The organism is Burkholderia sp. BCC1993, assembly GCF_905339865.1.
Classification (GTDB): Bacteria; Pseudomonadota; Gammaproteobacteria; order Burkholderiales; family Burkholderiaceae; genus Burkholderia.
Genome location: NZ_CAJPGZ010000013.1, coordinates 209,702 through 225,227 on the forward strand (window position 1 = coordinate 209,702; position 15,526 = coordinate 225,227).

Consider the following 15,526-nt stretch of genomic DNA (forward strand, 5'->3'; position numbering starts at 1 on the left):
GCATAGAAATACAAACTCCGCCCGGGTGGGTCCTGTTTTGCCCACTCGGCGGAGATATAGCGAGCGATCCAAGTTCTCTAAGTCAACACGTTGCTACGAGGACATGCGGACAGCGTATCTGCCAGTTGTGGTCCGCGACCGTGAACGAACCGGCGCCGCTGTCGAGTCTTCGAAGCGTCACGCAGTCGTGATTACCGCAGAGTGCGGCGAGATTGATAGATGAATACTTCCAATGTCGAATCCGGCCGGGCGCGTCCGTTGCTTGGCTGCATCGCTGACGATTTCACCGGCGCTACCGATCTCGCGAACATGCTGGTCAAGAGCGGCATGCGTACCGTGCAGACGATCGGCGTGCCCGCTGGCGCCACCGCAATCGACAATGCAGTCGACGCTGACGCTATCGTCGTCGCGCTGAAGTCGCGCACGATTCCTGCCGCCGACGCCGTCACGCAATCGCTCGTCGCGTACGAATGGCTGCGTGCGCAGGGATGCCGGCAATTTTTTTTCAAGTACTGCTCGACGTTCGACTCGACCGACGCGGGCAACATCGGGCCGGTGGCCGACGCGCTGCTCGATGCGGCCGGCGGCGACTTCACGATCGCGTGCCCGGCGTTCCCGGAAAACGGCCGCACGATCTATCGCGGCCACCTGTTCGTCGGCGACGTGCTGCTGAACGAATCGGGGATGGAGAACCACCCGCTCACGCCGATGAAGGACGCGAACCTCGTGCGCGTGCTGCAGCGGCAGACGAAGTCGCAAGTCGGCCTGATCCGCTACGACACGATCGCATTGGGCGCGGCCGCCGTGCGCGCGCGGATCGAGCAGCTGCGCGCCGAAGGCGCGCGCTTCGCGATCGCTGACGCGCTGTCGGATCGCGACCTCTACGTGCTCGGCGAAGCGTGCGCGGGCCTGCCGCTCGTCACCGGCGGCTCGGGCGTCGCGCTCGGCCTGCCGGAGAATTTCCGCCGTGCGGAACTGCTGCCCCGGCGCGACAACGCGGCCTCGCTGCCACACATCGACGGGTTGTCGGCGGTACTCGCCGGCAGCGCGTCGAAGGCGACCAACGCACAGGTCGCCGCGTGGCGCGAAAGCCGGCCGAGCTTTCGGATCGATCCGCTTGCGGCCTCGCGCGGCGAACCCGTCGTCGACGCAGCGCTCGCGTTCGCACGCTCGCACCTGCCGCAGCCCGTGCTGATCTACGCGACCGCGACGCCCGACGAAGTGAAGGCCGTCCAGCAGGCGCTCGGCGTCGAAGCGGCCGGCCACCTCGTCGAAAGCACGCTCGCGGCGATCGCCCGCAGCCTGCGCGACCTCGGCGTGCGCAAGTTCGTCGTGGCCGGCGGCGAGACGTCCGGCGCGGTCGTGCAGGCGCTCGACGTGAAATCGCTGCAGATCGGCGCGCAGATCGATCCGGGTGTCCCGGCGACGGCCACCATCGACGCGCAGCCGCTCGGCCTCGCGCTGAAATCCGGCAACTTCGGCACGGTGGACTTTTTCGACAAAGCGCTGCGCGCACTGCATGCGTGATGCTTGAGGGATCGATCCGCATCGATTCCGATGGATGTTGCCGGTTGCGCGCGTGACATGTTCTTGAGCTGCGGCATCTTGACGATGCCGCAGCGACTCGCAGTCGCAGCGTTCCAACAATACTAACGTTGGATGAATGGATTATCCGGCGTGCGCGTTGCCGTCGAGAGAAATACGCTCTTGGTCTCGAGAAATTCGTATACCGCCTCGATCCCGTTCTCTCTCCCCATGCCGGATTTTTTCATTCCGCCGAATGGCATCATGACGCTGTAGGTTCGGTAGGTGTTGACCCATACGGTTCCGGCCTTGAGTGCCCTTGTCATGCGGATGGCCCGTCCGATATCACCGGTCCACACCCCAGCGACGAGACCGTAGATGACGCCGTTTCCCAGCGTGACGGCTTCCGCCTCGTCTTCGAAGCCCATGACCGACAGAACGGGTCCGAACACTTCCTCCTGGGCAATCCGCATGTCATTCGTTACACCGGTGAATATCGTGGGTTCGATGAACTGCCCGCCCGTCAATCCGGGGCCCGTGGCCGGGCGGCCGCCGAGAATGCATTGCGCGCCCTCGGCTCGGGCGATGTCGATATACTCCAGCACCTTCTGGTATTGCGGTGCCGTAGCGATAGGGCCGACATTGGTTTCCACCGCCATCGGGTCGCCCAATCTGATCGCCCGTGCTTGTGCGACCAACCGCTCGACGAACGCGTCCTTGATCGAGTTCTGAACCAGCAAACGCGATCCTGCGATGCACATTTGCCCCGACGCGCCGAAGACGCCCGAGACGACGCCGATGGCGGCAGCATCGAGATCGGCGTCCTCGAACACGATGTTCGGCGACTTGCCGCCCAATTCCATCGATACGCGCTTCATTGATCGCGCAGCGGCTTCATAGATCCTTGCGCCGGTGACGTCGGAGCCGGTAAAGGAAATCGCGGCGACGTCCGGATGCTGGACGACTTCGGCGCCAACCTCGTGACCCAGTCCGGTGACGACGTTCAGAACGCCGTCGGGTAGCCCGGCTTCCTTGGTCAACTCGGCGAATTCGAGCGAGCTCGCGGAGGCGAATTCCGACGGCTTGACGACTACTGCGCACCCGGCGGCCAGCGCGGGTGCGCACTTCAATGCGAGAAACTGGAGCGGCGAATTCCAAGCGGTCAACGCGGCCACGACGCCGATGGGTTCGCGAACGGTATAGGCAAGCAGGTCGGGTTTTTCGATCGGCATGACCGATCCCTCGATCTTGTCCGCGAGCCCGCCGTAGTAGTACCAGTACTCCGGAATCGTCTTTAGTTGGCCCAGCATCTCGGTGAACACTTTGCCGTTGTCCCGGGTTTCGATCTCGGCCAACCGGTGCGCGTGCTGTGCAACGAGATCGCCGATTCTACGCATGATCTTTCCACGTTCCGTTGCGGACATTCGGCCCCACGGGCCAGTGTGCATCGCACGATGCGCAGCCGCGATCGCACGTGCGGCGTCTTGTGCGTGCGCGCGCGGGATACGGGCCCAGACAACGCCTCGGTACGGATCGACGGTGTCCAGCCATTCACCGCTTGCGGGTTCAACGTGTGCACCATCGATCCACAGTTGATACGTTTTCATTTCGGGGCTTCTCCGTTCGTCGCCCGGCCCACGTGTTCGGTGCTGGTTGAACGTCCGACCGCGAGAAATTCGGCATCGCGAACGGCTGCGTTTCTTCGGGCGAAGTGAATAAAGAGGGATCGGCGATTTTGGTGAGGCAGGCGCGTAAAGTCGAGTTCGTTCTTCTGACTGCGTGGTCAATATTGCTGACCGCCCAGGAATCGGTACGTGCGGGTTTCCATCGCGGGGAATAGCGTTAGCTACGCTTACCGTGGAGACAATCAAAATCGACTGTACATGCAGATAGGCCGCGAGCAAACTTTCCGGTAAACGATGGCGGTACGCACAGTCTAGAGGTGGAGACGATCCCTGCGAGTCGACGTGCATCGGCATGAAAATGCGCATGAAGCGGCAGAGTGACGCCCCATCGATCGCGGACGTCATCGAAGCAGTACCGCGCACCTTGGTCAATCACGCGTCATTTTTACTTTCAGAGCATCGTCGATGTCCAACACACCTGATATCTGCCACAATTTTGCCGACAACGTAGCGAACACGCGTTTCGAAGATCTGTCGCCCGACGCGATCGACGGCGCGAAAAAGAGCATTCTCGACACGCTGGGCGTGACGCTCGCGGCGAGCGGGATGGAACCGGCAGTTGGTCGCCTCGTCGAAATGGTGAAAGAGAACGGCGGGCGGGCGGAGTGTTCGATTCTAGGCTTCGGCGGGCAGGTGCCGGCGGAACAGGCTGCATTTGCGAACGGCGCGATGGCGCATTGCCTGGATTTCGATGACCAGACGCCTTGGGGGGCGCATTCTGCCAGCTCGATCATTCCAGTCGTATTTGCGCTGGCGCAACGCAACGGTGGTGTGTCGGGACGTCAACTGATTACCGCAGTCGCGTTGGGCCAGGATCTGTTTGTCCGGTTGCGTTGCAACGTGGGCTGGCAGCAGGGGTGGAATCTGTCCTCGATGGTCGGCGTATTTTCGGCGACGGCGGCTGCCTCGTCCATACTCGGCCTGTCCCGCGAAGAAACGGCGCATGCGCTGGGCATCGCGAGCATGCAATCGTGCTGCACGATGGAGGTGATTCTCGGTATCGGCAGCGACCTGCGGGGCATGTATGCCGGCTTTACCGCTAAAGGCGCGTTGGTCGCCGCATTGTTGGCTCAGCGCGGTATTACCGGTATCGACTCGCTGTTCGAGGGCACGGCGGGTATCTTCAACACGTACTTCGGCGGCAAGTACGATCGCGACAAGATGCTTGAAAATCTCGGCGAACAGTATCTGGGTGGAACGACGCTCTACAAGGCTTGGCCGGCGGTTGGCAATTCCCACACGTACATCCACGCGACGATCGAGTTGATGAAGCAACACGGTCTTTCCGCGGACGATATCGAAGAGATTCGCGTGTTCGTTGGCGACTTCACGCAGCGTATGTGTATGCCCCTCGAGCTGCGCCGGGCGCCCAGAACACTCGTGGACGCCAAGTTCAGCCTTCCGTTCCTGGTCGGCATTGCCGCGGCAAAGGGCAAGATGCAGATATCGGATTTCAGTGTCACGGGCCTGTGGGATCCTGATGTTCTGGCGATGGCGCAGAAGGTCGTGCCTGTCGAGGACAAAAACCAGGACTGGAAGATGAAGTTGCCTGACGGCCGAGTGGAAATCGTGACGAGAGACGGCCGCAAGTTCGACCGTATCGGCGACAACATTCCCGGTAGCCCGGAGGCGCCGCTTACCTGGGATCAACTGTCGGAGAAATTTCGAGCCTGCGCTTCGGTTGCGGCAGTGCCGCTGTCGGCGGACGGTATCTGTGCCGCGCCGGCCCTGGCTCGCCATCTCGAGACGCTCGACGACGCGACCGAATTGATGAAGGCGTTGACCTGAAGTTGAACATCATGCGCGGTTCGGCGATATAGCCGACCGCGCATTCCGCCACGGGCGCCGTCGTTCTGGCAGGGCTTACTTCGAGAGCTCGGTGATGATTTCGATCATCTTGTCGAGAATCGGATCGTTCTGCCGTTTTACCCATCCAAAGATGAAGCGGGGGGAATAGTCGACGTTGGCGAGCGGCACGACGACGACATTGCTCGGATAGCTGAAGTTCTTTCCCATCACCGCAAGTCCGATCCCCATTCCGACGGAGATCAGATTCATTTGGGAAGTAATCGTGCTGACTTCCTGAACGATCTTCGGTTCGAAACCTGCCATCTGGCAATACGTGTAAAGCTGGCCGTAGCTGAGATTGACGCTCGAGCGCGGAACCGCGACGAATTCTTCGTCGGCAAGCTCCTCGAGGGTGACCGATTTCTTGCGCGCAAGCCGATGCTCTTTCGACACCGCGACGCCGAGTGCGCTCGTCTGGATGCAAAGCGAATCGAGGACGATCCCTTCGCGTGCCTGATTGATTTCAGTGCGTCGCTTGCCGGGGGTGGGGCTAGGCCCGAGATGCATGAAGCCCGCGTCGATTTTGCCTTCGGCGAGGGCCTTCGGCTGCAACGTCGTCGACATTTCGACGAGCGACAGGGTGACCTCCGGGTATTTTTCGTGGAATTCCTTGATCGCTGCGCGGAAGATCGAGTGCATGAGAGTCAGCGATCCGTAGCCGATTTTCAGCGTGCCAGTCTTGCCTTGTCCCACACGCTTGGTCAGGATGACGGCCTCGTTCAGCTCGTCCATCACGCGCGTCAGGTACGGAAGTAACGTACGCCCGGCGGCGGTGAGCTTGACCGTATGCGCGAGTCGCTCGAAGAGCTGCGTGCCCAGTTCGTCTTCCAGGTCTGCAATGATTTGCGATACCGCGGGTCGGGTGATGTGCAGACGGACCGCGGCACGGCCGAAATGCTCTTCCTCGGCCGCCGCGATGAAATAGCGTAGGTGCCGAAGTTCCATTGTTGTGTGTCTCCTCGCAGTGCGGGCAGTGAGTATGGCGGATGAACGTGCCCAGATGAAGAGCAGCAATCCAGCCCTAATTATAGCGAGACGTAAGGTATATGCGGGGGAGCGCCCGAGCAACGCCGCCATATCGGGTCGGCCGCTCGCTCCTTTTCGCCGGTCGGTTAGTCTCGCTTACCGGCACTCCATAATAGCTAACTTGACCCTAGGTCGGGGCGCTTTCAAACTTTGAACCTGATGCTGACGATGTCGCGCTGGTCCTGATTCAGCTTCGAACAGGGGCGAGAGCGGCGTCGAGAGATGCTGCATGTGCGACGTTCGTCTCAACTCGGCGCTCGTGTGCGGCGTAGTGATGAGTGGGAGTCAGTGATGGGCGCTTCTGAAAGATCTTTACGCGCAATCATCGAACGATGGATGGGGGCGTCGGTAAGCGTGCGTGTCACGCATTTCAGCCACGCACTGGACAGGCAACGCAGATTCGTTCGTGTCGAGGTGACGTCGGATCGTGACCCTATTGCGCTCGTCTTCTTTCGTCACGACGACGGTCGATGGTACGTGTTTCCACCGGATCGGAAAGCGCCTTCGATGATGGCCGCGTAGTGGTCCTGCGATCGCGGTTCAACGCTGTCATCGGGCTACTCGCGTGCGTTGTCGAAGGACGGCAGTGCACATGCACGACGCGGCCTTTGACGAGCCGATCAATGTAGCGAGATTTCGTTGTCCGGAATTAAAAATAAAACGTAGAGATCGACGAAATCTCCATATGTTTGGATGGAGCGAATTAAAACGGATGCGCGGTGTGGAATCGCACGCACCCGGATAATGAATCATCAGGAGGTAGGAATGAGATCGTACGAAAAGTGTTATATCAATGGCGAGTGGGTTCATCCGGTCGCACCTCGCGACTGGACGTTGGTCAATCCTGCAACTGAAGAACCGTTTGCAACGGTCGCATTGGCAGGAGCAGGCGAAGTCGATACGGCGGTGAAGGCCGCACGCACCGCGTTCAAGTCTTTCGGCGCGACGACAAAGGCCGATCGCGTCGCCCTGCTGGAACGAATCATCGATCACTTCACGAGGCGTGAACAGGAACTGGCGGAAACCGTCACGCTTGAACTCGGTACGCCGGTCAGTCAGAAGATCCATGCGCCTGCTGCGCTCGCTTCGTTCAAGCAAGCCTTGTCGACGCTTCGCGATTACGAATTCGAAACGCATCTCGGACCGAACCTGGTTCGACGCGAGCCTATTGGCGTATGCGGGTTGATCACCGCATGGAATTGGCCGCTTCAGTTGCTCGCGACGAAATTGGCCTACGCGCTGGCAGCTGGATGCACCGTGGTGCTCAAACCGAGCGAATACACGCCGCTCAGCGCGATTCTCCTCACCGAGATTCTGCACGACGCGGGTGTGCCGAAAGGCGTATTCAATCTCGTCGTTGGCGACGGTCCGACGGTCGGCAACGCGATCAGCAAGCACATGGACATCGACATGGTGTCGTTCACCGGGTCGACTCGCGCGGGCGTGATGGTGGCGGAAGCGGCGGCCCCGTCGGTCAAGCGTGTCGCACAGGAACTTGGGGGGAAGTCGGCGAACGTGATCCTCGACGATGCCGACCTCAAGGCCGCAGCCCAATGGAACGTTACGCGAGCGTTTTCGAATACGGGGCAATCGTGTCACGCACCGAGTCGCATTCTGGTCCTTCGCAGCCAGCTCGATGAGGTCGTGTCGCTTCTCGAAGATGCAGCGAAGACGGTGCGCGTCGGTAATCCGCTGGATCCTGAAGTTGCGATGGGCCCGGTGGTCAGCAAGGCTCAATTCGATCGGGTACAACAATACATCGCGATCGGGATCGACGAGGGAGCTACCGTTTGTACGGGAGGTCTCGGTCGGCCGGACGGGATCGAGCGCGGCTATTTCGTCAAGCCGACGATCTTCTCCGACGTGACGCCCGACATGCGGGTCGCGCAGGAGGAAATTTTCGGTCCGGTGCTGGCCGTTATTCCATACGACTCGGAAGAGGAAGCAATCGAAATCGCAAACGGTACCGAATATGGCCTAGGCGGATATGTATTCTCGTCGAATCGGGAGCGGGGTCTATCGGTCGGTCGTCAATTGCGCGCGGGGCGCGTGTTCCTGAACGGTATGGCGAGCAACACGATGGCACCGATGGGCGGCTACAAGCGCTCCGGGAACGGCCGGGAGATGGGCGTGTTTGGTCTCGAGGAGTATCTCGAGGTCAAGGCGATGATCGGCTTCGAGTGACCTGTCTGCTCGGTCTTGCAATTCGGCGGCCGGACGCGCGCTCATCGTGAGGGCGCGTAGTTGAAGGTCGCGACACCGGCGCCACCATCACATTCGACCGGCGCGAGCTGCGCGCTTTAGCGGGCTCGCGCCGGTTGTCAATTCTCCCGATTCAAGTGGCCTGCCTGGTAGTGGACGGCAAAACTGAAATGCCGCTTGGAAGGGACGTAGACGCCAATTCCCGTTCGGCACGAAACCACCGGCCAACAATGATGTTGACGATCATTGTGTCCTGCGATCCCCATGGATGCAGCACGTCGCTGCTGGAAAGCTCGGAAGACGAACGGCGGCCCGACCAGGTAAGTGAAGCTTACGTGTAGGCCAATCAAAACCAACTGTACACGTTGTACGTCGCTCGGCACACTTGTTGAAAACGAAGGCTGGTTGCCAAAACGATGGGGACGAATCTCGATCGCCAAGTATCGAGGACATTGCTTCGAGCGTGAGGAAGCCGAAGTGCGAAGGTGCGAACCATCCGTCTCTACGAGCATCCGGGCTGTTGAAGTGGCGGCTGCTTAACAGCATGACGCGTATCGACTACAAGTTCATTTTCGTCGTTGTCGATGTGAAGCGCGTTGACGGCAATCAATTGATTGCGTCATGACTGTCGTCACGGCATCGGCATGAGATCGCGTCGCTCGTATACCGTCGTCGTGCGACATGTGCACCGACAGAATATTGCGGTGGATCGTAGCTGATCGAATAAAAATACCCGATACGGGGGAGACATGCAGATACATCTTCGACGAGTTGCTGGCCGCTCATCCGAGACAGGCTGACCGACTTGTTCTGACGACGCACTGTGTCTCTCCGGCAGTCGGCTTGTATTTCCGTCGCCGTCCGTGCATGTCCGTTCCTCGTGATCGGTCGCACGTCGGACTACGTGAGTCGAACAAAACAGATATCAGTGTCCATTACTGAGGAGCGAGACAAGTGAAGATCAACAGGGTTAATGCGGGAGCGCGACTCGATCGCCTGCCGATCGGCACCTTCCACCGGCGCGTACTTTGGCTGGTCGGCATGGGGATGTTTTTCGATTCGTTTGACAATACATTGTCGAGCGCCGTGCTCGCGGCAATGTTGAGTAGTCACTGGTCGACGTTGCAGATGAACTCCGTGTTCATGTCCGCAACATTCGCCGGTCTCACCATCGGTGCCGCACTCGCCGGATGGTTGAGCGACCGCTACGGCAGATTGTTCGCGTACCAGTTCAATCTGGCGATTTTTGGCGTCATGGCACTCGCTTCGGCTTTCGCCCCGTCCATGGAGTGGCTGATTGCCATTCGCTTCGTGATGGGCATCGGGATGGGGGCCGAATATGTGATGGGTTACGGTCTCGTGATCGAGTTTGTTCCCCCGCAGCAACGCGGCCGGTACTTGGGGTTACTCGGAATGATCGCGGGCGCTGGCGTGTTCATCACGGCGCTAGTCGGCATGGTGGTGATTCCGTGGCTGGGCTGGCGTGCGATGTTCGTGATCGGTGGGGTCGGCACATTGTGGGTTTGGTGGTTGCGCCGCCATTTGCCTGAGTCGCCGCGCTGGTTGGAGCGGATGGGTCGAGGCGCCGAAGCGGAGGCGATTCTGCAGAAGATCGAGGCCGAGGCGGGTGTGACCGAACCGCTGCCGGCATCTCAGCAAAACGCAGTTTCCGAACCGCGCAATGTTCCTGTATCGGTGCTGTTCACGCGTCCCGTGATTCGCCGCACGTTACTGGCGATTGTCGTAAACGTCACATGCCTGTTCGGCTCGTACAGCTTCACCGGCTGGATGCCGACGTTCTTTGTCAGCCAGGGGATGAGCGTGACCAATTCGCTGGGATTCCACGCGGCGATGATGGCCGGCTACGTCGTGGGTCCGCTCATTTGCGCATTGATTGCCGACCGCATTGGGCGTCGTTGGGGGCTGGTGATGTTTGGCGTGATCTGCGCAAGCCTCGGCGCCGTGTATCCGTTCCTGACTTCGCCGCTCCCGATCATGACTTGCGGTTTCTTCCTCGTTGCGTCGGTAGCCGTCTTCCTGACGCTTGGGCTTGGCGGCACACCGGAATTGTTCCCGACGGAATATCGGTTCCGGGGTGGCGGCGTCGCGCAAATGATCGGCCGGCTGGGGCTGGTGGGTGCGCCTTTCCTCGTGCTGGCACTGTTCCGGCATTACGGCATTGCCGGCGTCGTGGGCGTGATCTCTGGCGTCTATCTGGCGATTGCGTTGCTCATGGCTGTCGCAGGCATCGAGACCAACCAGCGGTCGCTCGAGGCGCTGGAACCCGACGCGGAACCGGTCTCGCCGGACGCGGTGCCGAATCCGGTACCGAGGAGAACCTGAACTCCCAGGTGGAAAGCGCTCGCGTCGACGGCAGAGCGAGGATTGTGAACGATAGGCCGAGCCGACAACGTTGCGAGCGCCACTGTTCAACTGGATGCTATTGAAAAGGAGGTAGAGGAACCATGCGCGGCATAGTTTTTCGCGGTGACTGCACGCTCGAGCTCGTTACCGTTCCCGATCCGACACCGGGTCCCGGCGAAGTCGTTCTCGAAATGAAGGCTTCCGGCATGTGCGGCAGCGACCTGCATTTCTACCGCCGTCCGCGCAATGCGTTGGCGACGCCGATCATTGCAGGTCACGAACCGAGTGGCGTGGTAGTCGCCGTGGGGCCCGGTGTGACGAGTTCGCTTGCGCGGATCGGCGCGCGCGTGATGGTGCATCACTATCACGGTTGCGCCGGATGCGAGGATTGCCGGGCAGGATGGCCGCAGATGTGCAGCACGATTCCTGCCGTGGTCTACGGGACTGACGCACACGGCGGTCATGCGCCGTACATGAAGGTGCCGGCGAGCACGTTGGTGCCTCTCGACGATCGCTTGAGCTTCGCGGCCGGCGCCGCGATTTCGTGTGGTACCGGCACCGCATGGGGAGCGTTTGAGCGCATGGGGCTAACCGGTCGCGGTACGGTCGCGATCTTCGGGCAGGGGCCGGTCGGCCTGTCAGCAACCGTCCTTGCGAAGGCACAAGGGGCGCGCGTCATCGCGCTCGATCTTGACGAGAGCCGTCGGGGCCAGGCAACCGCATTCGGTGCCGACCACGTTCTCGATCCGCGCAACGGCAACACGGCGGACGCGATTCGCGAGCTTACCGGCGGTAGAGGCGCGACTATGGCGCTCGAGACTGCCGGGGCTGCGTCGGCGGGCCGTGACGCGCTCGCCTGCGTGCGTCCGTGGGGAACGGTGTGTCTGGTCGGCATCGGTGCGGAGATCAGCTTCTCACTTGCGAACGTGCTTCGCACGCAACTGCGTATTCTGACGTCGTGGACGATGTCGATTCAGGCGCAGAAGGCCTGCGCGGACTTCGTGGTCGAGCGCGGAATCGATCTTGACGCGCTCTTTACGGACCGATGGACGCTCGACCAGGCCGACGAAGCTTATCGAAGCTTCAATCGCCAAAGTGGCGGTAAGGGCGTATTCCTCATGTAGCGCGCTTTGGCAGCGGCACCACGTCGGAGACGATCGAACTTCCTGAGCGCGCAGGCGGGTGGCATCGCGATACAGGGCAACTGCGTCTGAATCTGGGCTGGGCCGCCGCGATCTACAGACTCGAACCATCACAGATGCAGTTCGTTGCATCGCATTTTTTACGTGATCAAAAGCCTCATGAACCAGCACGTTTCCACTATCGCGCTCAGCGATGCGACGAAGCAGTTCTTGTCCCGCGAGCAACATGGAATTTTTGTCAACGGGGAGATTGCCTCGGCTACGTCGAGCCGAACATTCGAGACGATCGACCCGTCGACTGGCAAGATTCTCGGCCGCATTGCGGAAGGAGACGAGCGGGATATCGATCTGGCCGTACGCGCCGCACGGACCGCGTTCGAAGGTTCATGGAGCAGCTGGACGCCGTACGAACGGCAGGCATTTCTGTACCGTGTGCACGACACGGTTGAGCGCCATTTCGACGAGTTGGCGGAAATCGAATCGCTGGACATGGGCGCGCCGATATCGCGCACGCGTAGCGCGAAGGGTTCAGTGCTGAAGATGATTCTGTTTTTCGCGTCGCAGTGCAGCAATATCACCGGCGAGACGCTACAGAACGGACTGGCCGGAGAGGTGACAACGCTGTCGATGAAGGCGCCAGTGGGGGTCATTGGCGGCATTATTCCGTGGAACGGATCGCTCGTCAGCCAGTGGTGGTTGCTGGGAGCAGTGATTGCCACGGGGTGCACTGCCGTGCTGAAACCGGCGGAGGACGCGTCGCTGACCGTGTTACGTATGGTCGAGTTGCTGCACGAGGCAGGACTTCCGCGTGGCGTCGTGAATGTCGTCACCGGTTTCGGAGGCGTAGCCGGTGAGGCGCTCGCGCGGCACCCGGGGGTCGACCGGATCGCGTTTACCGGGTCGACTGTGACGGGCCGAAAGATCATCGAGGCGTCGGCCGTCAATATCAAGAGACTTCAGCTTGAGCTGGGCGGCAAGTCGCCCGACATCATTTTTGCGGATGCTGATCTGGACAAGGCCGTGCCGGGTGCGGCAATGGGCGTGTTTTCGAACTCTGGGCAGATATGTTTTGCTGGTACGCGGGTGTTCGTCCAGCGTTCGATCGTTGACGAATTCTGCCGACGCGTCGCGGCCTTCACACAGAGCCTCAGGATTGGACGTAGCCTTGATGCGAATGCACAACTCGGACCATTGATTTCGGCGCGCCAATTGGACCGGGTAATGAGCTATGTCGAGATCGGAGCGCAGGAGGGCGCGCGGCTAGTCTGCGGTGGTGCGCGCGTTGGTGGAGATCTGGCGGACGGGTACTTCATCACACCGACGGTGTTCACCGATGTCGACAATGGAATGAGGATCGCGCAGGAAGAGATTTTTGGACCGGTCCTGTCGATCATTCCGTTCGATACCGCCGAAGAGGCGATCACGCTCGGCAATCAGTCGGAATACGGGTTGGGTGGGGCGGTCTGGACTCGCGACATCTCGACGGCGCTCAAGGTCGTGCGGGGAGTTCATACAGGCGTAATGTGGGTAAATTGCTACGGCTTGATTGATCCGCTCGTTGGATTCGGCGGAACCAAGCATAGCGGATACGGTGCGAAGGGCGGCCGAGCTCATCTCGACACGTACTTGTACACGAAAACCGTGTACATCAATTCGTAACGTACAGGAGATTTTGTGTGCCGCCGGTTGTGCGAAAAGGTTTTTCCGCGCCCGCTTGTATGGAAGGCATTTCGCCGTCACGACCTGGTAAGCGGGCCTTACCAGGCCCGATGGAAAATTCGACTCGACCTCGATTGCCGACAAGCGCAGCATAACGAAATTGTCACGTAGATTCCGGCCGGCGTTCTGTCGGCCGTCTGAGCGCAACGGAGGAGATACATGCGCGTTGGATATGTTGGCTTGGGCGCCATGGGTGGAGCACTTGCACGTCACCTTGTCGGGAAATTCCCGTTGACCGTGTTCGATCTCAGCCCGACGGTCGTCCAGGGTTTTGTAGATTTGGGCGCGAGTGCAGCCGCGTCGCCCGCGGATGTCGCTCGAGCAAGTGACATCGTGCTCTTGTGCCTGCCGCGAAGCTCGGACGTCCAGAAGGTCATCTTTGGCGCTGGCGGTCTGGTTGAGGGGCTGTCCTCGGGCAGTATCGTGGTAGATCAAACCAGTGGCGTGCCGAGCGAAACACGCGAGTTCGCTCGGCAGCTCGCGGAAATGGGTGTCGCGTTGTTCGATGCACCCGTGTCCGGAGCGATGGCAACGGCGATCGCCGGGACGATATCGATCATTGCGTCGGGCCCGTCCGATGCATTCGACACTGCGCTCCCGATCCTGAAGACAATCAGCCCGAACGTCTTCCATTGTGGCCAGCGCGTCGGCAATGGCCAGACCATGAAGACCGTCAACAACATGATGAACGTCAGCTGTCGTTTGGCGACGCTCGAAGTCGTCGCGATGGGGCGCAAGATCGGGTTGCCGCTTGAAACCATGACCGAGGCGATCAACGCGACGACCGCTCGCAACTATACGTCCCAAGGGATGTTGCCGGCGATCGCCGCGGGGCGTCAGTCTACGAAGTTCTCGCTCGCGCTGCAGGTCAAGGATATCCATCAGGCCATTTCGCTCGGTGCGGAGCAGGGGGTGCCGATGCCGATCGGCGGCGCAGCCCGCGCAATACTGCAAATCGGATTGAACGCACTTGGCAAAGACGCCCAACTCGAGGAAATGATCGGTGTCATTCAATCCATGGCCGGGACGCAGTTTGTCGAAAAGTCTGCCGACTCGGAAGCAAAGGAGGTGAAGTAATGAATATCGGGCTGGCAGGGACCGGCGCACTCGCAGCTTTCGTGTCGCGTCGGTTGGCAGGCAAATATCCGGTTTTTTTTGTCGACATCGCACATGGGGATTCGTCTCCTGCGGTGGGGGTGGAGCGACTCGATAGTCTCGCCGCGCTGGGAGGGCGTTCAGATGTTGTTCTGTTGGCTGTGGATTCCGAGACGCAGTTGGATGAACTGCTCTCGCAAGATGGATTGTTGGCGGGCTTGTGCGAAGGGAAAATCGTCGCGAACCTCGGGCAAGACGATCCGGATAGGGCACGCGAACGAGCGGTGAAGTTGGCCGGACGCGGAATTGCGTTGGTCGACGCGCCGCTGCATACCGAGAACACGGAATCGATCCACGAAGCATCTGCGATCTTGTTCGGGGGGGCGTCCACCGCATTCCACTCTCTTCACACTGTGCTGGAAACCATCTGTCCGACGATCGTGCAATGTGGCGATACGGGCAACGGGCACGCCACACGGTTGGTCGTGGCCGCGATTGCGGCTTGCAACCGGCTAATCACGTACGAATGTGCCGCGATGGGTGTCAGCAACGGCCTGACCATTGGCGACATGGCAATCGTACTGAACAAAAGTTCGGGCTATAACAGTGCGTCCGCGCGCGTGCTTCCAGCGCTTGCGTCGACGGGCCACACGGCCGATGCAACGCTAGGGGATGTTGCAAGTGACGTCACGATGGCATCGGCGGTCGGTATGCGCTATGGCGCGCCGATGCTGATTGCGACGCTTGTCCGCTCGATGCTGGATGCGGCCTGCAACCGATTGGGCAATTCGGTCAGCATCGACGAGTTGGCCGCTGTTTGGGAAGCGGACGCACGGCTGCCGGTTCCTCAACGCTTCTAACGATAGAGCGAGATCACTGGCCAAAAACGGAATCAAAATATCGCGGCGACGATGCCTGGTG

General features: G+C 60.4%; 10 protein-coding genes. 8 read left to right on the forward strand and 2 right to left on the reverse strand.

The features are described from left to right. The first annotated feature begins 219 nt into the window (after positions 1 to 219). A complete protein-coding gene (otnK, locus tag U4Y91_RS23135; RefSeq protein WP_321807030.1) occupies positions 220 to 1,527 on the forward strand; it encodes a 3-oxo-tetronate kinase in 1,308 nt (435 codons plus the stop codon). 122 nt (positions 1,528 to 1,649) lie between these two features. Here the strand turns inward: otnK and U4Y91_RS23140 are convergent, their stop codons facing one another. After that, positions 1,650 to 3,131 (reverse strand): aldehyde dehydrogenase, encoded by a 1,482-nt coding sequence (locus U4Y91_RS23140; protein ID WP_321807031.1) that lies wholly within the window; start codon positions 3,129 to 3,131, stop codon positions 1,650 to 1,652. A 483-nt stretch (positions 3,132 to 3,614) separates the two neighbouring features. Between U4Y91_RS23140 and U4Y91_RS23145 the strand changes: the two genes are divergently transcribed. Beyond that, complete coding sequence (locus U4Y91_RS23145) at positions 3,615 to 4,997, forward strand: MmgE/PrpD family protein (protein ID WP_321807032.1); 1,383 nt, start codon at positions 3,615 to 3,617, stop codon at positions 4,995 to 4,997. A 75-nt stretch (positions 4,998 to 5,072) separates the two neighbouring features. On the opposite strand, the gene U4Y91_RS23150 is transcribed toward U4Y91_RS23145, so the two are convergent. Beyond that, positions 5,073 to 6,002, reverse strand: coding sequence for a LysR substrate-binding domain-containing protein (locus U4Y91_RS23150; RefSeq protein ID WP_321807033.1), 930 nt, complete (start codon positions 6,000 to 6,002; stop codon positions 5,073 to 5,075). Positions 6,003 to 6,848: 846 nt separating this feature from the next. On the opposite strand from U4Y91_RS23150, the gene U4Y91_RS23155 reads away from it, so the two are divergent. From U4Y91_RS23155 to U4Y91_RS23180, 6 genes are all read left to right on the forward strand, one after another. Next, positions 6,849 to 8,267, forward strand: a complete 1,419-nt coding sequence (locus U4Y91_RS23155) for an aldehyde dehydrogenase family protein (RefSeq protein ID WP_321807034.1) — start codon at positions 6,849 to 6,851, stop codon at positions 8,265 to 8,267. 972 nt (positions 8,268 to 9,239) lie between these two features. Next, positions 9,240 to 10,628 (forward strand): MFS transporter, encoded by a 1,389-nt coding sequence (locus U4Y91_RS23160; protein ID WP_321807035.1) that lies wholly within the window; start codon positions 9,240 to 9,242, stop codon positions 10,626 to 10,628. Positions 10,629 to 10,750: 122 nt separating this feature from the next. Next, positions 10,751 to 11,773, forward strand: a complete 1,023-nt coding sequence (locus U4Y91_RS23165) for a zinc-binding dehydrogenase (protein ID WP_321807036.1) — start codon at positions 10,751 to 10,753, stop codon at positions 11,771 to 11,773. 177 nt (positions 11,774 to 11,950) lie between these two features. Further along, the gene (locus U4Y91_RS23170; protein ID WP_321807037.1) at positions 11,951 to 13,450 is read left to right on the forward strand and encodes an aldehyde dehydrogenase family protein; all 1,500 of its coding nucleotides are present in this window, start codon (positions 11,951 to 11,953) and stop codon (positions 13,448 to 13,450) included. A 219-nt stretch (positions 13,451 to 13,669) separates the two neighbouring features. Continuing rightward, positions 13,670 to 14,587, forward strand: a complete 918-nt coding sequence (locus U4Y91_RS23175; protein WP_321807038.1) for an NAD(P)-dependent oxidoreductase — start codon at positions 13,670 to 13,672, stop codon at positions 14,585 to 14,587. After that, complete coding sequence (locus U4Y91_RS23180) at positions 14,587 to 15,465, forward strand: NAD(P)-binding domain-containing protein (protein WP_321807039.1); 879 nt, start codon at positions 14,587 to 14,589, stop codon at positions 15,463 to 15,465. The genes U4Y91_RS23175 and U4Y91_RS23180 overlap by 1 nt, the downstream gene beginning before the upstream one ends. The last annotated feature ends 61 nt before the right edge of the window (positions 15,466 to 15,526 follow it).